This window comes from Sphingopyxis sp. Geo48 (genome assembly GCF_949769155.1).
In the GTDB taxonomy this organism is placed as follows: Bacteria; Pseudomonadota; Alphaproteobacteria; order Sphingomonadales; family Sphingomonadaceae; genus Sphingopyxis.
This window is the reverse complement of record NZ_CATKPA010000002.1, coordinates 664,141-684,703: the sequence shown is the minus strand read 5'-3', so window position 1 is coordinate 684,703 and position 20,563 is coordinate 664,141. Positions and strand designations below refer to the sequence as shown.

The 20,563-nt window shown below is 66.8% G+C and carries 18 protein-coding genes; 5 read left to right on the top strand and 13 right to left on the bottom strand.

Going from position 1 to position 20,563, the window contains the following annotated elements; all coding sequences use genetic code 11:
• Window positions 1–57: 57 nt before the first annotated feature.
• A complete protein-coding gene (gene trmFO, locus QOL79_RS10055) occupies window positions 58–1,404 on the top strand; it encodes a methylenetetrahydrofolate--tRNA-(uracil(54)-C(5))-methyltransferase (FADH(2)-oxidizing) TrmFO (protein ID WP_283419515.1) in 1,347 nt (448 codons plus the stop codon).
• Between the two features lie 238 nt (window positions 1,405–1,642).
• Here the strand turns inward: trmFO and QOL79_RS10050 are convergent, their stop codons facing one another.
• Window positions 1,643–2,113, bottom strand: coding sequence for an EF-hand domain-containing protein (locus tag QOL79_RS10050; protein ID WP_283419514.1), 471 nt, complete (start codon window positions 2,111–2,113; stop codon window positions 1,643–1,645).
• Between the two features lie 131 nt (window positions 2,114–2,244).
• Between QOL79_RS10050 and QOL79_RS10045 the strand changes: the two genes are divergently transcribed.
• The gene (locus QOL79_RS10045) at window positions 2,245–3,150 is read left to right on the top strand and encodes a hydrogen peroxide-inducible genes activator (protein ID WP_058456068.1); all 906 of its coding nucleotides are present in this window, start codon (window positions 2,245–2,247) and stop codon (window positions 3,148–3,150) included.
• A gap of 137 nt (window positions 3,151–3,287) precedes the next feature.
• Here the strand turns inward: QOL79_RS10045 and QOL79_RS10040 are convergent, their stop codons facing one another.
• Window positions 3,288–4,571: a citrate synthase gene (locus tag QOL79_RS10040; RefSeq protein ID WP_058456069.1), complete on the bottom strand. Its 1,284-nt coding sequence runs from the start codon at window positions 4,569–4,571 to the stop codon at window positions 3,288–3,290.
• A gap of 35 nt (window positions 4,572–4,606) precedes the next feature.
• Entirely contained in the window at window positions 4,607–6,061 is a 1,455-nt protein-coding gene (gltX, locus tag QOL79_RS10035) for a glutamate--tRNA ligase (RefSeq protein ID WP_283419513.1), read from the bottom strand.
• Between the two features lie 105 nt (window positions 6,062–6,166).
• On the opposite strand from gltX, the gene QOL79_RS10030 reads away from it, so the two are divergent.
• Window positions 6,167–8,269 carry a ComEC/Rec2 family competence protein gene (locus QOL79_RS10030; protein WP_283419512.1) on the top strand — a complete coding sequence of 701 codons (2,103 nt, stop codon included), beginning with the start codon at window positions 6,167–6,169 and terminating at the stop codon, window positions 8,267–8,269.
• On the opposite strand, the gene lexA is transcribed toward QOL79_RS10030, so the two are convergent.
• The 10 genes from lexA to QOL79_RS09980 all read right to left on the bottom strand — a co-directional run bounded on the left by lexA (window position 8,223) and on the right by QOL79_RS09980 (window position 18,978).
• Window positions 8,223–8,900, bottom strand: coding sequence for a transcriptional repressor LexA (gene lexA, locus QOL79_RS10025; RefSeq protein ID WP_058456071.1), 678 nt, complete (start codon window positions 8,898–8,900; stop codon window positions 8,223–8,225). The two genes, QOL79_RS10030 and lexA, sit on opposite strands and share 47 nt — an antisense overlap.
• Before the next feature lie 65 nt (window positions 8,901–8,965).
• The gene (locus QOL79_RS10020) at window positions 8,966–10,156 is read right to left on the bottom strand and encodes a molybdopterin molybdotransferase MoeA (protein WP_283419511.1); all 1,191 of its coding nucleotides are present in this window, start codon (window positions 10,154–10,156) and stop codon (window positions 8,966–8,968) included.
• On the bottom strand, window positions 10,153–10,626 hold the full coding sequence (moaC, locus tag QOL79_RS10015) for a cyclic pyranopterin monophosphate synthase MoaC (RefSeq protein ID WP_283419510.1): 474 nt from the start codon (window positions 10,624–10,626) through the stop codon (window positions 10,153–10,155). The genes QOL79_RS10020 and moaC overlap by 4 nt, the downstream gene beginning before the upstream one ends.
• Window positions 10,627–10,955: 329 nt before the next feature.
• Entirely contained in the window at window positions 10,956–11,741 is a 786-nt protein-coding gene (gene trpC, locus QOL79_RS10010; protein ID WP_283419509.1) for an indole-3-glycerol phosphate synthase TrpC, read from the bottom strand.
• Window positions 11,738–12,736, bottom strand: a complete 999-nt coding sequence (trpD, locus tag QOL79_RS10005) for an anthranilate phosphoribosyltransferase (protein WP_283419508.1) — start codon at window positions 12,734–12,736, stop codon at window positions 11,738–11,740. The genes trpC and trpD overlap by 4 nt, the downstream gene beginning before the upstream one ends.
• On the bottom strand, window positions 12,733–13,323 hold the full coding sequence (locus tag QOL79_RS10000) for an anthranilate synthase component II (protein WP_204992970.1): 591 nt from the start codon (window positions 13,321–13,323) through the stop codon (window positions 12,733–12,735). The genes trpD and QOL79_RS10000 overlap by 4 nt, the downstream gene beginning before the upstream one ends.
• A gap of 69 nt (window positions 13,324–13,392) precedes the next feature.
• Complete coding sequence (locus QOL79_RS09995; RefSeq protein WP_283419507.1) at window positions 13,393–14,400, bottom strand: NADP-dependent oxidoreductase; 1,008 nt, start codon at window positions 14,398–14,400, stop codon at window positions 13,393–13,395.
• A 5-nt stretch (window positions 14,401–14,405) separates the two neighbouring features.
• Window positions 14,406–15,470, bottom strand: a complete 1,065-nt coding sequence (locus QOL79_RS09990) for an alpha/beta fold hydrolase (RefSeq protein WP_283419506.1) — start codon at window positions 15,468–15,470, stop codon at window positions 14,406–14,408.
• Window positions 15,471–15,505: 35 nt separating this feature from the next.
• The gene (trpE, locus tag QOL79_RS09985; protein WP_283419505.1) at window positions 15,506–17,023 is read right to left on the bottom strand and encodes an anthranilate synthase component I; all 1,518 of its coding nucleotides are present in this window, start codon (window positions 17,021–17,023) and stop codon (window positions 15,506–15,508) included.
• An 8-nt stretch (window positions 17,024–17,031) separates the two neighbouring features.
• Complete coding sequence (locus tag QOL79_RS09980; RefSeq protein WP_282947877.1) at window positions 17,032–18,978, bottom strand: peptidylprolyl isomerase; 1,947 nt, start codon at window positions 18,976–18,978, stop codon at window positions 17,032–17,034.
• A 170-nt stretch (window positions 18,979–19,148) separates the two neighbouring features.
• Between QOL79_RS09980 and tpiA the strand changes: the two genes are divergently transcribed.
• Window positions 19,149–19,898 (top strand): triose-phosphate isomerase, encoded by a 750-nt coding sequence (gene tpiA, locus QOL79_RS09975; protein WP_283419504.1) that lies wholly within the window; start codon window positions 19,149–19,151, stop codon window positions 19,896–19,898.
• Window positions 19,899–20,016: 118 nt separating this feature from the next.
• Window positions 20,017–20,475, top strand: a complete 459-nt coding sequence (gene secG, locus QOL79_RS09970; protein ID WP_283419503.1) for a preprotein translocase subunit SecG — start codon at window positions 20,017–20,019, stop codon at window positions 20,473–20,475.
• Window positions 20,476–20,563 lie beyond the last annotated feature (88 nt).

Sequence of the window (20,563 nt, the reverse complement as noted above, 5' to 3'; positions counted from 1 at the left end):
TTGCCCGCAACCGGCCTAGTGCGCGGCGCATCAAGTACAAGTCAACGGATAGCGTAAATGGCTCACGACATTCACATCATCGGCGGCGGCCTCGCGGGCTCCGAAGCCGCCTGGCAGCTTGCCGAGGCGGGCTATCGCGTACGCCTTTCCGAAATGCGCGGGGGCGGCGACATGACCCCGGCGCATCAGGGCGACACGTTCGCCGAGATGGTCTGCTCGAACAGCTTCCGCAGCGATGACGGCGACAGCAACGCCGTCGGCCTGCTCCACCGCGAGATGCGCACGCTCGGCTCGATCATCATGCGCGAGGCCGACGCCACCAAGGTGCCTGCGGGGTCGGCGCTCGCGGTCGACCGCGACCTCTTCTCGGGCGGCGTCACCAGGGCGCTTTCCGAACATCCCAATATCGCCATCGTCCGCGAACGCATCGACACGCTGCCGAGCGAAGGTCTGACGATCGTCGCCACCGGCCCGCTCACCGCGGCTGGCCTCGCGGAAAGCATCGGCGCCGCGACGGGCAAGGATGCGCTCGCCTTCTTCGACGCCATCGCGCCGATCGTCTACCGCGACAGCATCGACATGGACGTCGCATGGATGGCGAGCCGCTGGGACAAGGTAGGGCCAATCGGCGACGGCAAGGACTATATCAACTGCCCGATGGACAAGGACCAGTATCACGCCTTCGTCCAGGGGCTGATCGACGGCGACAAGACCGACTTCAAGGATTGGGAGAAGGACACGCCTTACTTTGAAGGCTGCATGCCGATCGAGGTGATGGCCGAGCGCGGCGTCGAAACGCTGCGCTTCGGCCCGATGAAGGGCGTCGGCCTCGACAATCCGCGCACCGGGCGATGGCCCTATGCGGTGGTCCAGTTGCGGCAGGACAATGCGCTCGGCACGCTCTGGAACATGGTCGGCTTCCAGACCAAGCTCAAGCATGGCGCGCAGGTCGAGCTGTTCCGCACCATCCCCGGCCTCGAAAAGGCCGAGTTCGCGCGCCTCGGCGGCCTGCATCGCAACAGCTTCATCCGATCGCCCGAATTGCTCGACGGCCAGCTTCGCCTGAAATCGGCGCCGCACATCCGCTTTGCCGGGCAGATTACCGGCTGCGAAGGCTATGTCGAAAGCGCCGCGATCGGCCTCGTCGCCGCGCGCTTCGCCATCGCCGAGCTTGGCGGCCGCACGCTTGCGGCGCCGCCACCCGAAACCGCGCTCGGGGCGCTGCTCGGCCACATCACCGGCGGCGCCGACGCCGCATCCTACCAGCCCATGAACGTCAATTTCGGCCTTTTCCCGCCGCTCGCCGAGGATGTCCGCAAGAAAGACCGAAAACTTGGCTACACCCGGCGCGCGGGCGAGGCGCTGGCGGAGTGGATGAAGGTCGCGGACGGCGTTGCGGCCTAGGCGCGGGCTGCGGCGGCTGAGACGTCGGAATGGCGGCTTTGGGGTGGTTTCCAGCCTTTCAATTCTCGTCATGCTGAACTTGTTTCAGCATCCATGGCCGGGCCTTGCATCCGGCGCCGCGCCGAAGGAAACGGCAGACCATGGACCCTGAAACAAGTTCAGGGTGACGATGAAAGAGACGATGCAGGATAGGGCAGCTTTCGGTCGACTCCAGACACTACGCCCGAGCCCTATCTTCTCAGCAGCTGCACTTCGCCTTCGGGGCCCGCTTCGGCGCGGTCGTTGCGAACTCGGCGCGTGTCAGGTCGCCGGACTTGTCGGCATCGGCCCCCGCGAAGCGCTCGCCCGTCGCCGCCGCCCATTCCTCGAAGGTCAGCAGATTGTTGCCATCCTGGTCGAGCTTGCGAAATCCTGCCGTGCGCGCCGACATCAGTTCGACGCGACTGATCCTGTTGTTCCGGTCGCGATCGAAGCGGTTGAAGCGCCGCTCTTCGCGCGACGCCTCTTTCGCGGCGGGCAGTTCGGGCGGTGCTGGTCCGCGCTTCGGCGCACCTGCTCCCGCGACCGGGATCGCAGGCAAGGCTGGCGGCGGTTCAGGCAGCTCCTCCTCCTCCTCGGCGATCTGGCTGTAGCCCTTCCACAAGAAGAGCCCGCCGGTCAGCAGCAGCGCGCTTGCCACGCCGCCGATCAGGAATCGCGAAACCGCCATAAAGCCCTCCGTCCTGCGACTTAGCTAGCACAGGACGTCGCGCGCCAGCGGAAAACGCCACCAATACGGTCGCGAATATATATATCGAGCAAACTGTTCAAAAATGAAAAATCCATGGCTATATCCGATCAATGCACAACTACCTCCCCTCGCTGAAGCAGATGCAATATCTCGTCGCGCTCCATGAGCACGGCCATTTCGGACGTGCCGCTGACGCGTGTAACGTGACGCAGTCGACGCTGTCGGCGGGGATACGCGAGCTTGAGACCCTTCTCGGTCAGACGCTCGTCGAGCGCACCCGCCGCGTCGTCCGCTTCACCACGCTCGGCAATGCGATCGTCGACAAGGCGCATCGCGTGCTGCGCGAGGCCGAGGAACTGGCCGATATGGCGGCGGCTGCCGCTGCCCCGCTGGTCGGCGAGCTGCGCATGAGCGTGATCCCCACGATCGCGCCCTTTCTGCTTCCCGGCCTGCTTCCGCGCCTTCGCAAGGAACGCCCTTCGCTCAAGCTGTTTCTCCGCGAGGAACCTAGCGCGCAGGCGTGCGAGTCGCTCCACCACGGCATGGTCGATTGCGTCCTCCTCGCGCTCCCCTATGCCTGCGGCGACGTCGAGAGCGAGAAATTGTTCGACGACGCGCTGTTCGTCGCCTTCCCGGGCGACCAGGCCGAGGATCTCCCAGCGATGGTCAGCGCCGACCAGCTCGACCCCGCGCAGATGCTGATGCTCGAGGACGGCCATTGCCTGAAGGATCACGCGCTCGCCGCGTGCAACCGCCCCGAACTGCGCGCCGGCGCCCGCATGATGGGCACATCGCTCCACACGCTCGTCCAGATGGTCGACAACGGCCTCGGCATCACGATGCTGCCGCAGATGGCGATCGAGGCGGGGATCCTCGATCACACCGACATCGACACGCGCCCGCTCGATTCGGATCACGACTGGCGCACCATCGCGCTCGTCTGGCGCAAGGGCAGTCCGCGCGCCGATGAGTTCCGGATGCTCGCGGACATCTTTCGCAAGCACCAGGCGAACTAGCCCCATCGACGCCGGACCAAATCCGGCATGAAGGGGAGAGTCGGCGAACGACCGCAACCGACCGTTGCCCGCTATTCGCTTACGAAAAAGGGGCCGCAAAACGGCCCCTTTTGCTATTGCCGTTGACCTGACCGCGCCTAGCGCTGGTCGACCGGCACGTACGGACGGTGCGTCGGGCCGGTGTAGAGCTGACGGGGACGGCCGATCTTCTGCGCTGGGTCCGAGATCATCTCGTTCCACTGCGCGACCCAGCCGACGGTGCGGGCGAGCGCGAACAGCGCAGTGAACATCGTCGTCGGGAAGCCGATCGCCGAGAGGATCACCCCCGAATAGAAGTCGACGTTCGGGAACAGCTTCTTCTCGACGAAATAGCTGTCGTTGAGCGCCATTTCCTCGAGCTGCAGCGCGACCTCGAACACCGGGTCGTTGACCTTGAGCGCGTCGAATACCTCGCGCACCGTCTTTTGCATCACGGTCGCACGCGGGTCGTAGTTTTTGTACACGCGGTGGCCGAAGCCCATCAGGCGAAACGGATCATCCTTGTCCTTCGCGCGCGCGATATATTCGGGAATGCGTTCCGGACGACCGATTTCGCGCAGCATGTTGAGCGCCGCTTCGTTCGCGCCGCCATGCGCGGGGCCCCACAGGCAAGCAATGCCCGCCGCGATGCACGCGAAGGGATTGGCGCCCGACGAGCCCGCGAGGCGGACGGTCGAGGTCGACGCGTTCTGTTCGTGATCGGCATGAAGGATGAAGATGCGGTCGAGCGCCCGCTCGACGGCGGGAACCACCTCATATTCCTCGGCGGGAACGCCGAAGGTCATGCGGAGGAAATTGCCGGTGTAGCTGAGGTCGTTGCGCGGATAGACGAAGGGCTGACCGATCGAATATTTATACGCCATCGCCGCGATCGTCGGCATCTTCGCGATCAGCCGGTGGCTCGCGACCATGCGCTGGTACGGGTCGTGAATCTCGGTCGAGTCGTGATAGAAGGCCGAGAGCGCGCCAACGACGCCGCACATGACGGCCATCGGGTGCGCGTCGCGACGGAAGCCGCGGTAGAAGGTCGCGAGCTGCTCGTGCAGCATCGTGTGGCGCGTGATCGTATTGTCGAAATCGCTGAGTTCCTGCGCGTTCGGCAACTCGCCGTTGAGCAGCAGGTAGCAGACTTCCATGAAGCTGGAATTTTCGGCGAGGTCGCCGATCGCATAGCCGCGGTGGAGGAGCACGCCCTCGTCGCCGTCGATGTAGGTGATCTGCGACTCGCAACTCGCGGTCGAGGTAAAGCCCGGATCATAGGTGAAGGCGCCGGTCTGGGCGTAGAATTTGCGGATATCGACGACATCGGGGCCGACCGTGCCCTTGAGCACGGGATTCTCGACGGTGGTGTCGCCCAGGGTGATCTTTGCAGTATCGGTCATTTTCTTCCCCTGATGCTAGGGCGGGAGACGTTGCGTTACGCCCCTGCCGGATAATTGTGCGCTGCGTCAAGTCGCGCCAGGCTCGCATCACGGCCGAGCAGGAGCAAGACGTCAAAAATCCCCGGCGACACCGTTCGCCCGGTGAGCGCGGCGCGCAGCGGCTGCGCGAGTTTGCCGAGCCCGACTCCGGCCGACTCGCTTGTCGCGCGAACCGCCGCCTCGATATCTTCGCCAGTCCAGCCGTTCAGGCCGCGCAGCTTTTCGGTGACGCTCGCGAGCACTCCCTCCGGAGCGTCCCTTAGCACCTGCGCCGCCTTTTCGTCCACCGCCAGCGGCAGGTTTTCAAAAAGGAAAAGCGCGCCTTCGGCGACTTCGTCGAGGGTCTTCGCGCGCGGCTTCAGCGACTCCATCGCGCGGGTGAGCAGCGCAAGGTCGGCATCGCCGAGCGCACGGCCGACGAGCGTTTCGACACGCGGCGCAACAAGGCCGGCGAGGCGGGCGTCATCGGCTTCGCGGATATAGTGGCCGTTGAGATTTTCGAGCTTCTTGAAGTCGAAACGCGACGGCGAGCGGCCGACATTGGCGAGGTCGAACCATTCGACCGCCTGCTCCCGGCTGATGATCTCGGCGTCGCCATGCCCCCAGCCGAGGCGGAGGAGATAGTTGTTGATAGCCTCGGGCAGATAGCCAAGCTCGTCGCGATAGGCGTCGACGCCAAGCGCGCCGTGGCGCTTCGACAGCTTCGCGCCGTCGGCGCCGTGGATCAGCGGCACATGGGCATAGATCGGCTCGCGCCAGTTCATCGCGCGGAGCAGCGCGAGCTGGCGGAAGGCATTGTTGAGATGGTCGTCGCCGCGGATGACGTGGGTGATCCCCATGTCATTGTCATCGACGACGACGCTGAGCATGTAGGTCGGCGTGCCGTCGCTGCGGAGCAGGATGAAGTCGTCGAGCTCGGCATTCTGGACGGTAACCGCGCCCTGCACGCGGTCGTGGATCGTCACCTCTCCCTCCTGTGGTGCGCGCAGCCGGATGACGTGCGGGACCGCCGGATCGCCGTCCTCGCGGTCGCGCCATGGGCTGCGGACACGGAAAGGAATGCGCTTCTCCTGCGCCTCGGCCCGCATCGCGGCGAGTTCGTCCTGCGTCAGGTAGCAGCGATAGGCCTCGCCCCTCGCAAGCAGATCGTGCGCAACCTCGGCATGACGCGGCGCGCGCGCGAATTGATAGACGGTCTCGCCGTCCCAATCGAGGTCGAGCCACCGCATCCCATCGAGGATCGCGTCGATCGCGGCGTCGGTCGAGCGTGCGCGGTCGGTATCCTCGATGCGGAGCAGGAATTTGCCGCCGTGGTGGCGCGCGAACAGCCAGTTGAACAGCGCCGTGCGCGCGCCGCCGATATGGAGATAGCCGGTCGGTGAGGGGGCGAAGCGCGTCACGACGTCAGCGCCGGTCGCTTCTGCCAGATCGGTTGGGGTTTCGGTTGCCACCTTGGCCTCTTTCTTTCATTCTGCCGCCCTTGAGGGTCGGAGGTCGGGGCAGCCCCTAGCATGGCGACAAGGCGGCTTCAAACGCCCATTGGCCTGCGCTTTGCGGTGCCGTTGCGCCGGCTTTTGGCCGACATCGAAGCGCGACTCGACAGCGAGCGGGAACGGACGGGGTTGTGGCTGCCCGTGGCGCTCGGCACGGGCATCGCGGCATGGTTCGCCTTGCCTGCGGCGGCGCACTGGACCGGCTTGCTGTTCATGCTCGCGAGCGGCGGGCTGGCCGGGTTGCTCATCGGATGGTCGAGCCGGATCGGCCGCATGGTTATGGTGGGCTGCGGCATCATCGCGATCGGGGTGCTGCTGATATGGGCGCGCGCGACATCGGTCGGTGCGCCGGTGTTGGCGCAGCCCGCGACGACGGCTTTTTCGGCCGAGGTCGAGGCCGTAGAACCGCTGCCGGCGCGGGGCGAGACGCGACTGATCCTGCGCCCGCGCGGACGCGACGACCTGCCACCGCGGGTTCGCGTCACGCTGCGGGGCGAAGCGCGCGGCACGATCATGCCGGGCGAGCGGATCGGGCTGCGCGCGCGGTTGATGCCGCCGCCCGCGGCAAGCCTGCCCGGAAGCTATGATTTTGCGCAGCGGGCGTGGTTCGACCGGATCGGCGCGGTGGGAACTGTATTGGGCGATGTTTCGCGCGCGCCGGGCGCGGGGCAGGGCGGGCAACCGCTGCGCGCCCGGCTGAGCGAGCATATCCACCGCCAGATCGAGGGTTCGCCGGGCGGGATCGCGGCGGCGCTGGTCACCGGCGACCGGGGGGCGATCTCCGCCGAAGACGAGGAGGCGATGCGACGAAGCGGGCTGGCGCACCTGCTGTCGATCAGCGGGTTGCACGTCACCGCGGTGATCGGGTTTGCCATGCTGTTTGCGCGGCGGCTGTTCGCCCTGAGCCCGCGCCTGGCACTGGGCGGATATGTGCTGCCGGTCGCGGCGGCCGCCGGGGCGCTGGCGGGGGCGGGCTATACGTGGCTAGCGGGCGCCGAGGTGCCGACATTGCGATCGCTGATCGCGGCGCTGCTGGTGCTCGTCGCCTTGCTGATGGGGCGCGAGGCGCTGACCTTGCGGTTGGTCGCGGCGGGCGCCTTGATCGTCCTCGTCTGGCGGCCCGAGTCGCTCGTCGGGCCGAGCTTTCAGCTGAGCTTCGCGGCGGTGACGGCGATCGTCGTGCTGCACGAAAGCCCCGCCATGCAGCGCTTCATGGCGTGGCGCGACGAAGGACTGGTGCGACGCTGGGCGCGCGGGATCGCCGGCCTGCTGGTCACCGGTCTGGTGGTCGAGGTCGCGCTGGCGCCGATCGCGTTGTTCCATTTTCACAAGGCCGGACTTTACGGCGCGCTGGCAAATGTCGTCGCGATTCCGCTGACGACATTCGTTGTCATGCCGTTCGAGGCGCTCGCGTTGCTGTTCGACAGCCTGGGGCTCGGAGCACCCTTCTGGTGGGTTGCCGAGCAGGCCCTGCGAGTCCTGATTGCGCTCGCGCATCAGGTCGCCGACGCGCCGGGTGCAGTCGCTACGCTACCGCGGTTTCCGGCATGGGCGTTTGCGCTGGCGGTCGCTGGCGGCTTGTGGATTCTCGTCTGGCAGCGATCATGGCGCTGGTGGGGACTCGCTCCGCTCGTCGCGGGCATGGCGGTGCTCGTCCTGCAGCCGCGCCCCGATTTGCTGATCACTGCCGATGGTCGAAACATCGCCGCTGCCGTGCCCGGCGGCGGTTATGCGCTGCTGCGCGATCGCGCGGGCGACTTCGTCCGCGACACGATGAACGAAGCGGCCGGCAGCGACGCGCCGCTGGGCGCGCTGGCCATGCTCGACCATGTCGAGTGCAATGTCGATTTCTGCCGCTGGGTACAGGAGGGCCGCATCGTCCTCGCCTCCCGCGGCCACGACCGGATCGAGGGAAGCGTGATGGCGCCCGCCTGTGCCGCCGCCGATGTGGTGATCAGCGACCGTTGGCTACCGCGCGAATGCGTCGGGCGCTGGCTGACGATCGACCGCGACAGTCTGGCGGAAAGCGGCGGGCTTGCCATCTACCTTGGCGAAAAGCCGAAAGCCGTCGCCGCGCTGACGGCGGGCGACGGCCATCCGTGGCGCAATGCGCCGCAGGTCAGTGGTAACGACGAAGCAGTCCCGAAAGCCGCCCTTGCACAATGACGCGCCCAGCTTCGTAGCGCTGGGGTTCGTACGAACTGTTTGCAGGATCGAGCCGGATCATCTTGCCTTCGCGGCGGAAGAATTTGAGCGTCGCATCCTGTCCGTCGACGAGCGCGACGACGATATCGCCCTCGCGAGCGGTGCTGACCTTCTGAATCAGCGCATAGTCGCCGTCGAAAATCCCCGCCTCGACCATCGAATCGCCCGAAACCTCGAGCGCGTAATGTTCGCCGGCGCCGAGCAGCGCGGCGGGAACCGCTAGCTGGTTGTGATCCTCGAACGCCTCGATCGGGACGCCGGCCGCGATCTTTCCGTGCAGCGGCACTTCGACGATATCGTTCGCGGCAATCGGTTTGAGCGAGGGGGCGGGCTTGCGGAGCGGAACCACATTATCGTTGCGCACGGGCGTCTTGGCCGCCTCGGGCACCTTCAGCACCTCGAGCGCGCGGGCGCGGTTGGGCAGGCGGCGGAGAAAACCCCTTTCTTCCAAGGCGCTTATCAGGCGATGGATACCCGATTTCGACTTCAGGCCCAGCGCTTCCTTCATTTCCTCGAACGACGGCGAAATGCCGCTCGCGTCAAGGCGCTGCTGGATGAAGTGGAGCAGTTCGTGCTGCTTCGCGGTCAACATCGCTTGTTCTCCATGAGGTCAGTTCCGGACATAGGGAGAACGATAGTGGAACAAACCGGAACTTGTCAAGCGATAGCGATATAGTCCGCTTGTTCACCCACCAAGCGCGCCGGCGCAGCGATGTCGCGGATCACCAGCGCGTTCGCTTCGGCGAGCGGCACGGTGCGGCCGCTATCCTGTCCGTCGAAGACCGAGAGCAAGCCGCCCTCCAGCCGTGCGCGGAGATAGTCGCGCCGCTTCCCACCGGGGCCGAGCGCGGCGGCGAGTGGGGCTTGCCGAACCTCGGGTAACGGCGCGTGCGCCCCGGCGAGGTGGCGAACGAGCGGGAGGAGGAACAGCGTCGCGGTGACAAAGGCGGACGAGGGATTGCCGGGCAGGCCGAGCAATATGGCGTCGCCGATACGGCCGGCAATCAGGGGCTTGCCCGGGCGCATCGCGATCTTCCAGAAATCGAGAGAGCCGCCAGCGTCCTCAAGCGCGCCGCGGACATGATCATGATCGCCGACCGAGGCGCCGCCGACGGTCACGATGACGTCGTGACGTCGCGCCAGGTCCCTGAGAACACGCGATATCATCAGCCGGTCATCGCGAATGTGCAAAGGCAGCGAGACGTCGGCGGGCTCGGTCCCGAGCATCGCCGCGAGCATCGTGCCGTTGCTGTCCGGGATCTGGCCGGGCGCGAGCACGTGGCCCGGCTGGACGAGCTCGTCGCCGGTGGTGATGATCGCGACGCGCGGACGGGTGCCTACCGTCAACTGCGCGGCGCCGCTCATGATCGCGGCGGCAATGACGCCGGGCGTGACGCGGGTTCCGGCGGCGAGAAGGCGCGCGCCCGCCGGAAAGTCGCTCGCGCGCGACCGGACGTGCTGGCCCGGCCGGATCTCGTCAGCGGTGGCGAGGCGCAAATGCGTGCCCTCGGCAATGGCATTCTCCTGGATCACGATCGTGTCGGCGCCCTCGGGAAGCATCGCGCCGGTGAAGATGCGCATCGCCTCGCCGGGGCCGACACGCTGGGACGGCACGCTGCCCGCCGCGATTTCGCCGGTCACTGCCCACGGGCCAAACAGGTCGGCGGCACGGATCGCGTAGCCATCCATCGCCGACAGGTCGCCCGAAGGCTGGTCCCGCTGGGCGAGGATATCCTGCGAGAGATATCGTCCAAGCGACTGGGAATAGATGACATTCTCGCTACAGAGCGGCCCTCGCAGGGCCAGCAGCCGGGCCTGCGCCTCCTCGACCGGGAGCAGGCCGCTCATTCGGCGCGCCAGTCGCCCGAGCGACCGCCGCTCTTTTCGAGCAGGCGGATATCGCCGAGGATCATCGCGCGGTCGAGCGCCTTCGCCATGTCGTAAAGCGTCAGGAGCGCGACCGATGCAGCCGTGAGCGCCTCCATTTCGACGCCGGTCGGGCCGGTCGTCGCGGCGGTTGCGCGCACGGCGATGCCGTTGCTTTCCCACGCGAACTCGACCGACACTTTGGTGAGCGCGAGCGGGTGGCAGAGCGGAATGAGATCGGCCGTGCGCTTGGCGGCCATGATCCCGGCGATACGCGCGGTCGAGAGGACGTCGCCCTTGGGCGCGTTGCCGCTGCGGATCGCGTCGAGCGCATCGGCTGACATCGTGATCCGGCCGCCCGCGACGGCGCGGCGCCCGGTGGCGGGCTTGGTCCCGACATCGACCATATGCGCGGCGCCGGTGTCGTCGAGATGAGTCGGTTTGGGTTTCATCGTCGGGACCGAAGCAAGGCAGGGCTGGAAAGGCAAGGGGAATGGCAGGAAACGACCGGTTGCGGCCATTCGCTCCTCCCTGTCGCGCAGCGATGGGGAGGTGGCAGCCCGAAGGGCTGACGGAGGGGCTTATGGCGCGACGTCGTGGCCCCTCCACCATCGCCTGCGGCGACGGTCCCCCTCCCCATCGCTTCGCGACAGGGAGGATGGTTCCCTCTTCGTCACCCCGGACTTGATCCGGGGTCCATGACTTCGCCGCCGCCGTGGATCCCGGGTCAAGCCCGGGACGACGAATAACGTGGCGTCCGCTTCACACCCCAAAGCGGCCGTCAGCCTTCGAGCAGCGCTTTCGTTGCCGCGGTGACGTCGTCCTGGCGCATCAGGCTTTCGCCGACGAGAAAGGTTTTTACGCCGCTTTCCGCGAGGCGTTGGCAGTCTGCATGGGTCGCGATGCCGCTTTCGCCGACGAGCAACGTGCCCGCCGGAACGCGCTTCGCAAGGCGCTCGGTGACGGCGAGATCGGTTTCGAAGGTGCGCAGGTCACGGTTGTTGACGCCGATCAGGCGCGACTGGAGCTTGGCCAGCGCCCGGTCGAGTTCGGCTTCGTCGTGGACTTCGACGAGCACGTCCATGCCGCGCTCGACCGCTGCCGCCTCGATGTCGCGCATAGCGCCGTCGTCGAGTGCCGCGACGATGATCAGGATCGCATCGGCGCCGATCGAGCGCGCCTCGGCGACCTGCCAGGGGTCGATCATGAAATCCTTGCGCAGGACGGGCAGATCGCACGCGGTGCGCGCGGCGATGAGGAACTCTTCATGCCCCTGAAAATAAGGGGCGTCGGTGAGCACCGAGAGGCAGGCCGCGCCGCCGGCGGCATAGGCGCGGGCATGATCGGCGGGATTGAAATTGTTACGAATCAATCCCTTGGAAGGCGATGCTTTCTTGATTTCGGCGATCAGGGCGTAGCCGCCCGCATCGATCCTTGCCTGCAGGGCGGCTTGAAAGCCGCGCGGAGCGCCCGCGTCGACACGGTCGAGGTCAGCCATCGAATAGGCCTGCCGCCGGGTCGCGACCTCATCCGCCTTGGTGGCGAGAATCTGGGTGAGCTTGTTCATCTGTAGGCGATCCAGCTATTGAGGAGCGCGTTGGCAAGCCCCTTGTCGATGGCTTCTGCGGCTTCCTCGACCCCGTCGATCCGGTTTTCGACCGCTCCGGCGACGATGAGCGCCTCGGCGGCATTATAAAGCACGGCGTCGCGATAGGCGTTCCGTTCGCCTTGCAGTAGGCTGCGCAGCGCGCGGGCATTTTCTCGCGCATCGCCGCCGCGGATCGCCGAAATGGGATGGCCGGGAAGCCCCGCGTCGGCCGCAACGCTGCGCTGCATACGGACATTCTCGCGCGTGACGATCGCGACCTCGTTGCCGCCGGCGAGCGAGAGTTCGTCGAGCCCTTCGTCGCCGGAAATCACCCGCGAATGATCCGTCCCCAGCCGGTGCAGCGCCTCTGCATAGACGGGGACATAGGCGGGGCGCGCGATGCCGACGAGCTGGCGGGTGACGCGCGCCGGGTTGGCGAGCGGGCCCATCAGGTTGAAGATGGTACGGCGGCCGATCGCCTTGCGGATCGGCATGATGTGCTTCATCGCCGGATGGTGGTGCGCGGCGAACAGAAAACAGATGCCGAGGTCGGCAAGCTGCGCCTCCGCCATCTGCGCGGCGCGTTCCATGTCGAGGCCGAGGGCTTCGAGCGTGTCGGCGGCGCCGGATTTGGAAGAAGCCGCACGATTTCCGTGCTTTGCCACGGGAACTTCGCACGCCGCCACGACGATCGCGACCGCGGTCGAGACATTCAGCGTGTGGTGACCGTCACCGCCGGTGCCGCAGACGTCGATCGCCCCGGCCGGCGCATCGATCGGGATCATCCGGTCGCGCATCGCCTGCGCCGCGGCGGCGATTTCGACCATCGTTTCGCCGCGCTCGGCCAGCGCGATCAGGAATTCGGTGATCGCCTCGTCGCTGGCGGTGCTGTCGAGAATGGCGGCGAAAGCGTCCGCCGCCTCGTCATGATCCAGCAGTTCGGCGGGATCGGGAAGCGGGCCGAAGCGGCTCATGCCGCCTGCCGCGCCGCCACCGGCAGTCCCGCGAGATGCAGGAAATTGGCGAGCATCGCGTGGCCATGCTCGGTCGCGATGCTTTCGGGATGGAATTGCACCCCGTGGATCGGAAGCTCTGCGTGGCGGAAGCCCATCACCGCGCCATCATCGCTGGTCGCGTTGATCAGCAATTCGGCAGGAATATCGACGACCTCGAGGCTGTGATAGCGCGTCGCGGTGAGCGGCGATGGCAGGTCGATGAACAGGCCGGTGCCGTCGTGGCAGACGGGCGAGGTCTTGCCGTGCATCAGGTGGCCGCGCTGCACGATCCCGCCGAAATGCTGGCCGATCGCCTGATGCCCGAGACAAACGCCGAGCAGTGGGCGCTTGGCCTCGGCGCAGGCGGCAACGAGGTCGAGGCTGACGCCTGCCTCGTTCGGGGTGCAGGGACCGGGCGAGATGAGGAAAGCCGATGCGCCCGTCGCGAGTGCTTCGGCGGCGGTCAGCGCGTCGTTGCGCTCGACGCGCACCTCGGCCCCCAGCTCGATCAGATAATGAACGAGGTTGAAGGTGAAGCTGTCATAATTGTCGATGACGAGGATCATGGGGGCGCCCTAACGGCTTTGCGGGAATTGGGGAAGGGATAGAAGCTTTTCGCGCCGCAATGCTGGCTTTTAGGCCACCATGCGCACGACGACCTTGCCCTTCGCACGCCCGGATTCGAGATAGGCGATCGCATCGCCGATCTCGGCAAAGGCGAATGTGCGGTCGATGACCGGCTCCAGCCTTCCGTCGACGACGAGCTGCGCGAGTTCGGCGAGTTCGGCGCCGCTTGGATGCATGAAGAGATAGCGGTACCTCACGCTCTTTTTGCGAGCCTTGGCGCGGAGGCCGAAGCTGGCGAACCAGAAGAGCGCAGCGAGGCCGACGCCGCGGCCGAGATCCTTTCGTGCGGTCAGCGGTTCCGGCATTCCCGCGACCGAAACGACCATGCCGCCCGGCTTTACCACGCCGAAGCATTTTTCGAGTGTGTCGCCGCCGATCAGGTCAAAGGCGCCGTCCATGTCGCGCACTTCATCGTCGAAATTCTGCGTGGTGTAGTCGATGATATGGTCGGCGCCGAGGCGTTCGACGAGCGCGCGGCCGCGTGGCGAGGCGGTGGTCGTCACCTCGGCGCCGAGCCATTTGGCGATCTGGATCGCGAGAGTGCCGACGCCGCCCGCGCCGCCGGGGATGAGGATGCGACTGCCGGGTTTGAGCTGCAATTCGTCGCGTAGCGCTTGAAGCGCGGTGAGGCCCGCGAGCGGAATGCCCGCGGCGGTATCGAAATCGATCGACGCCGGCAGGAGCGCAATGTGGCTCGCGGGAACGGCGGCATAGTCGGCAAAGGCACCCATCCGGCTCTTCGGAACGCGCGCGAAGACACGGTCGCCGGGCTTGAAGTCGGTGACACCTTCGCCGATGCCTTCGACCGTGCCGGCGAGTTCATTGCCCATGACGACCGGGAAATCATAGCCCTGCACGACCTTCAGCATGCCGTCGCGGGTCTTGAAATCGACAGGGTTGAGGCCCGCGGCGTGGACGCGGACGAGGACGTCGCCGGAACCGGGAACGGGACACGGGACTTCCTGCAACCCGGTCGCTTCAGCGCCGCCGTAGCGATTAAGAACAAAGCCCTGCATCCGTGTCACTCCGCCATCAGCTTCGCAAGATCGTCTTTCCAGAATTTCGCCCAGGTGTGCGTGCTGTGGCCCTTGGTCTCGGCGCTCGCAGGGATGAGGATGTAGCGCGCGCGGGGCATGCGCTTCACGCCCTCTGCGGGGTAGGAGAAGCCCGGCGGGTTGATGAAATCGTCGGCCGAGTTGATCCAGAGCACCGGCACGGTGATCTTTTCGAGGTTCGGCCACGGGTTGTAATTGCGCGACGAATCAAGCTGGTAAATCGTGTCGTTCGCATCGTTGCGGCCAAAGGTGCGCGCGAAGGCCTCGTCCTTATATTTTTCCGCCGCGACGCGGGTCGGATATTGGGCCTGCAGCGCATAGGGGTTTGCACCCGCGATCATCGAGAGCGAAGCGGCGGTGCGCAGGCCCGAGAGTGGCGGGTCGGTGTAATTGCCATCCTCCCACAGCGGATCGGCCTTGATCGCGTCGATCGAGAGGGTGCGCCACATGCGGTTCTCGCCCGCTATCTCGACCGGCTGGCACGCAAGGGGCGCGAGGCGTTCGGCAAATCCGGGGTAGGTTTCGCCCCAGACGAAGGCGTGCATACAACCCATCGAGGTGCCGAGGATCAGTTTGAGCTTCTGCACGCCGAGCTTTTCGGTGAGCATCCGGTACTGCGCCGCCACCATGTCGTCATAGTCGTACTTGGGGAATTGCATGCGCAGCCCATCGCTGGGTTTCGATGAGCCGCCGTGGCCGAGATTGTCGGGCAGGATCACATAATATTTGCTGGTGTCGAGAAGCTGGCCGGGGCCGAAGAGTTCGTTCGCGAACTGCGGCTGAAAGAATTGCTTGCCGGTGCCGCCGGTGCCGTGGAGGATCATCACCGCGTTGGCGATGCGGCCCTGCTTGTCACGCCGGGGCTTTCCGAGCGTGGTGTAATGCATCTTGATTTCGGGCAGTTTCTCCCCGGTGTGGAAGGCGAAATCCTTGAGGATCGCGTCGCCCTCGACGGCGCCATCGGCTGTCTGGGCATGGGCGGGGGCGGTGCCGGCGAGCAGCAGGGCGAGCGGGGCGAGTATCTTGTACATGGCAGGACGCTAGCGCGCGTCCCGGCGCGGTCAAGCTATTGCCCGTAGCCCGGCGTTCCGGCGAGCCGCACCGCTTCGCGCGCGGCGGCGAAGAGCGCGCCGGCCTTGGCCTCGCACTCGCGCTGCTCATAGGCGGGGTCGCTGTCGGCGACGATGCCCGCGCCTGCCTGGACGTGCATTTCGCGGTCCTTCACGATCGCGGTCCTGAGGACGATGCAGCTGTCCATATTGCCGTCGGGCGCGAAATAGCCGACGCCGCCGGCGTAGGGCCCGCGCGCATCGGCTTCGAGTTCGGCGATGATCTGGCACGCGCGGACCTTGGGCGCACCGCTGACGGTGCCGGCGGGGAAGCCCGCGAACAGCGCGTCGATCGCGTCCTTGTCGGGCGCGATGCGGCCGATGACGTTCGAGACGATGTGCATGACGTGGCTGTAGAATTCGACGGTGTAGCTGTCGGTCACTGTCACGGTTCCGCCGGTCGCCGCGCGGCCGACGTCGTTGCGGCCTAGGTCGAGCAGCATCAGATGCTCCGCGCGTTCCTTGGGATCGGCAAGCAGGCTTTCGCGATTTTCGGCATCCTCGGCACTCGTGCGGCCGCGCGGGCGGGTGCCTGCGATGGGCCTGATCGTGATCTCGCCATCGCGAACGCGAACGAGGATTTCGGGGGACGAGCCGATGATCGCAAAGCCGGGCAGATCGAGGAAATAGAGGAAGGGGGATGGGTTTATGCGCCTAAGCGCGCGATAGAGGTCGAAGGGCGGCAGGTCGAACGGGGTCGAGAAACGCTGCGAGAGGACGACCTGAAAGATATCGCCCGCGGCGATATATTCCTTCGCCGCCGCGACCATCTTCGCGAACTGCGCGGGCGTCGTCGCGGGGTTCGCGGCAATGTCGGTGGGCAGGGCATCGGTCGTGGCGCGGTCGGCGTGCGCGCTCGCGCTCGACAGGCGCGCGGCGACATCGTCGAGCCGGTCCTGCGCCGCTTCGATCATCCGGTCGATGGCGCCGTCGGGATCGGGCCAGATCGGCGCGATCAGGAAGAGCTCGTCGGCGAGGCGGTCGAAGACGAGGATCACCGTCGGGCGCATGAACACCATGTCGGGCAGGCCGAGGCCCGCGCCCGGCGCGCGCGGAATACGCTCGACGAGGCCGATCGTTTCGTAGGCGAAGAAGCCGACGAGCGTGGCGAGCGCCTTGGGCAGCGCGTCCGGTACGTCGAAGCGGCATTCGGCAACGAGGTCGCGCAACGCCTGCAGCGCGCCCGTATCGAGCGGCTGGAACGCGGTGCGGTCGCGGCGCCAGTTGCGATTGATGCGCGCCGAGTCGCCGGTGACCTCAAAGAGCAGGTCAGGGTCGAGCCCGATCAGGCTGTAACGACCGCGCGTCTCGCCGCTCTCGACCGATTCGAGCACCCAGTCGCCGCGTCCGGGCTCGATGAGCTTCAGCGCGGCCGACACCGGGGTCTCGACGTCGGCGATCAGCCGCTGCCACACGACCGCGCCGCGGCCCTGCGCCAGCGCCTCGAGCGCCGCGGCTCTGCCCTCGATCGCCACGCCTGCGCTTATTCGCCGGCCGGCGCGGCGCCGGTCAGCTCTTTGCGGAGCTGATCGACCAGGTCCTTGTTGATCGTCACCCCGACACGGCGCTTCGCCTCGGCGGCGAGTTGTTCGACCAGCTCGTTACCGAATGCCGAGGCGAGCGGTTGCGCGAGCGCGGCGACGCGCGCGGGTTCGATCGACTTGGGATCGGGGCGATCGACCTTGTCGAGCGCGATGACCATCCAGCCGCGGTTGCCGGGGACTTCGAGCGTCTTGACGCTGTTCTTCGCCATCGAGAAGAGCAGCGCGAGTTCGGGAGGGACGCCCTTGCCGTCGCGGCCGAGTTCGGAGCGGCGGCCGCCGATCGTCTGGACGCTGCCGATGTTGGGGCCGGCGGCGCGCGCGGCCTCGGCGAGGCTCTTGCCGCCTTCGACCGCCTTGACGATGGCGCGCGCCTTGTCGCGGGCGACCTTCTGCCCCTCGGCGAAGCGCCATTCCTCGAGCAGGGCGGGGCGGATTTCGGCAAAAGGCGGCGGTGCGGCCGCAAGGATGGATTTCACCGAATAGACGGCAAATTTCTCGTTCTCGACCAGCGTTGCGATCTGGCTTTCGCCTTCGCCGCTACCCTGGAAGGCGCCGCTGACCATCGGCGCGAGTTCGGGAGCGAGCGCGAAGCCCGCCACCTTCGGGGCACGGCCGCTGGGGAGAAGGGCGGGGGTTTCCTCGACCTTCAGCTTGCGGTCGGCCGCGATCTCTTCCAGCGAGGCGCCGCTGTTCACGGCGTCCTGGATCGCGTTGAAATAGTCGACCATCGCCTCGTTTGCCTTGTTCTTGGCGAGTTCGGCGCGGATTTCGGGGGTCGCGTCGGCAAGGCTGCGCGCGGGCTTCGCGGTCACCGCCTCGACCCGTGCGACCGCCCAGCCGAGGCCGGTCTGGGTCGGGCCGAGAATGTCGCCGCGCTTGGCCGCGAAGGCCGTTTTGGCCATCGCGTCGCTGGTCGTCGCGGCGTAGGCCGAAAGGGTGAGTTCGCCCGTCGTCGACGCCGAAAGCCCCGATGCCTGCGCGGCGGCGGCGAGCGGCGTGCCGGCGCGCGCCTTTGCCGCGATGCTGTTGGCGGTGGCCTGATCGGGGGCGATCACTTGGGCAAAGCGGCGCGTCTCGCTGGCGGCATATTGGGCGGCGTTTGCCTTATACGCCTTCTCGATTTCGGCGTCGCTGACCGCGGGAACCGCAACGGAGCTGCGGTCGAAGAGCGCATATTGCAGCACGCGCCGTTCGGGGACCGTGAACTTCGATTTGTTTTGGGCAAGGAAGCTTTGCAGCGCGGCGTCGCCCGGATCATTCTTCGGTGCGAAGATGCTGGCGGGGATGAAGGTTGCTTGGCCGCTGCGCTGTTCGAGCAGCAGCGCGGTATAGGGGCTGGCAATGCCCGTCGCGATACGCGGCAGGTTACCGATGGGCGCGCCGATCTGTTCGAGCAGCAGCTGCTGCTTGATGTCGCGGCGAAGCTGCGCCTCGGTCATCCCCTGCTGGCGCAGGAAATTTTCGAACGTCTTCTGGTCGAACTTGCCCGACACCCCCGAAAAGGCGGGAATGTCGGCGATACGGCCATCGATCTGGCGCTTGCTGACGCTGAAGCCGAGCTCGGTCGCGAATTGTTCGAAGGCGATGCCGTCGACCATCTGGTTGAGCGCCTGGTCGAGCCCGCCCGATTCGACGAAGGCCGCCATCGTGAGGCCCGGCTGCTGCTGCCGCGCCTGGTTGTAGGCGAGGCGAACGCGTTCGCGAAGCTCGCCGACGCCGAGCTGGCTCTTGCCGACCTTGGCGACATTGGCGCCGCCGAGGCCGCCGAACGAGGCGTTGCCGGTGACGTCGCCGAGCGCGAACAGCACGCCGATCAGGGCGATGAAGCCGAGCGCGATAATCTTGCCCAGGGTGGATCCGAACAGACGGCGGAGAGACGTGATCATGAAACGACTATACTTTCGGCGTGGCGCCTTCGGGCGCGGTTTGGGCGCTGCTTTAGGCGGGAGGCGGGCAGGCTTCAAGGCGGGAAAGCGCGAAGCGGCGCGCGCTTGCATTGGAACGCCGCCGGGCGCTAGGGGCGGGCATCACGACGACAGGCAGGAGGATCGGGTCAATGGCGCGGCGCAAATATGTGGTCGGCAACTGGAAGATGAACGGGCTGACGGCCGCGCTGGGCGAGGCGCAGGCGATTTTCGACGCCGCGAAAGCGCATCCCGCCGTCGATGTGGCGCTTTGTCCGCCTTTTACGCTGATCGGGCCGATGCTTGCGGCGGCGCCGGGCGCGGCGGTCGGCGGACAGGATTGCCATAGCGCGGTATCGGGCGCTTACACCGGATCGGTTGCGGCGGCGATGCTGGCCGACATCGGCGCAACGCTCGCCATCGTCGGGCATAGCGAGCGCCGCGAAGGTTTTGGTGAGAGCGACGCCGATGTGAAGGCCAAGGCCGAAGCGGCGCTCGCCGCCGGTCTGTCGGTGATCCTGTGCGTCGGTGAGCCGCGCGAGGTGCGCGAATCGGGCGGCGCGATCGACTATGTGCTGGCGCAGGTCGCGGGATCGCTGCCGACGGACTTCGATGCGTCGCGGCTTGCCATCGCTTACGAGCCGATCTGGGCGATCGGGACCGGGCTGGTGCCGACGGTTGATGATGTGGCGGCGATGCACGGCGCGATCCGCGCCAAGCTCGGCGAACTCGCGGGTAGCGGTGCGGCGGGCACGATGCGCATTCTCTACGGCGGTTCGGTGAATGCCGAGAATGCCGCCGAATTGCTGGGTGCGGGCGATGTCGACGGCGCGCTGGTCGGCGGCGCCAGCCTGACGGCGGTCAAGTTCGTGCCGATCATCGCGGTGGGCGCGGGGCTCTGATGATCGTCGCCCCCGCGAGGGCGGGGCGACGGTATGCAGGCTTGAACCCCTGGCACTTCATCTCTATGTGCGCCGCGGGCGTGGTCCGTGTGGGACCGCGCAAGTCCGGGAAAATTCGATGTCCAGCCTCTTCACCTTCCTGCTCGTCGTCCAGGCGCTCGTTGCCGCGGCGATGATCGGCGTCATCCTGATGCAGAAGTCGGAAGGTGGTGGCCTTGGCGTCGGCGGCAGCCCTGCGGGCCTGCTGTCGGCGCGCGGCGCGGCGGACTTCCTGACCCGGGCGACGACGGTTCTCGCCAGCCTGTTCGTCGGACTGTCGATCCTGCTCGCGGCGCTCGCGTCGGTAGGTAGCGCTGGCGGTTCGGCCATCGATACCTCGCTGTCGAAATCGGCGCAGCCGAGCAGCGGCGCGCCGACCTCGTCGCTCACCGGCCCGGCACAGGCTCCGGCGCAGACTGCGCCGGCCCAGACTGCGCCGGCCCAGACTGCTCCGGCCTCGGACGATCCGCTGGCAGCAGCCGCTGCAGCGGCCAGCCAGAGCGCTCCGGCACCCGCCGAGGCCCCTGCCAAGAAATAGACCGGCGGCTTCGGCCACCGGCATCGCACGCGCGGCGGCGGAATTTTTTCCGCCGCAAGCGATTCGACGGCTTGCGCCGTCACCCTCC

Bases quoted from the DNA above. Each gene is read 5' to 3' on its own strand.
- trmFO (WP_283419515.1), top strand. From the start codon at position 58: ATGGCTCACGACATTCACATCATCGGCGGCGGCCTCGCGGGCTCCGAA.
- QOL79_RS10050 (WP_283419514.1), bottom strand. From the start codon at position 2,113: ATGGCGGTTTCGCGATTCCTGATCGGCGGCGTGGCAAGCGCGCTGCTG.
- QOL79_RS10045 (WP_058456068.1), top strand. From the start codon at position 2,245: ATGCACAACTACCTCCCCTCGCTGAAGCAGATGCAATATCTCGTCGCG.
- QOL79_RS10040 (WP_058456069.1), bottom strand. From the start codon at position 4,571: ATGACCGATACTGCAAAGATCACCCTGGGCGACACCACCGTCGAGAAT.
- lexA (WP_058456071.1), bottom strand. From the start codon at position 8,900: ATGTTGACCGCGAAGCAGCACGAACTGCTCCACTTCATCCAGCAGCGC.
- QOL79_RS10020 (WP_283419511.1), bottom strand. From the start codon at position 10,156: ATGAGCGGCCTGCTCCCGGTCGAGGAGGCGCAGGCCCGGCTGCTGGCC.
- moaC (WP_283419510.1), bottom strand. From the start codon at position 10,626: ATGAAACCCAAACCGACTCATCTCGACGACACCGGCGCCGCGCATATG.
- trpC (WP_283419509.1), bottom strand. From the start codon at position 11,741: ATGAACAAGCTCACCCAGATTCTCGCCACCAAGGCGGATGAGGTCGCG.
- trpD (WP_283419508.1), bottom strand. From the start codon at position 12,736: ATGAGCCGCTTCGGCCCGCTTCCCGATCCCGCCGAACTGCTGGATCAT.
- QOL79_RS10000 (WP_204992970.1), bottom strand. From the start codon at position 13,323: ATGATCCTCGTCATCGACAATTATGACAGCTTCACCTTCAACCTCGTT.
- QOL79_RS09995 (WP_283419507.1), bottom strand. From the start codon at position 14,400: ATGCAGGGCTTTGTTCTTAATCGCTACGGCGGCGCTGAAGCGACCGGG.
- QOL79_RS09990 (WP_283419506.1), bottom strand. From the start codon at position 15,470: ATGTACAAGATACTCGCCCCGCTCGCCCTGCTGCTCGCCGGCACCGCC.
- QOL79_RS09980 (WP_282947877.1), bottom strand. From the start codon at position 18,978: ATGATCACGTCTCTCCGCCGTCTGTTCGGATCCACCCTGGGCAAGATT.
- tpiA (WP_283419504.1), top strand. From the start codon at position 19,149: ATGGCGCGGCGCAAATATGTGGTCGGCAACTGGAAGATGAACGGGCTG.
- secG (WP_283419503.1), top strand. From the start codon at position 20,017: ATGTCCAGCCTCTTCACCTTCCTGCTCGTCGTCCAGGCGCTCGTTGCC.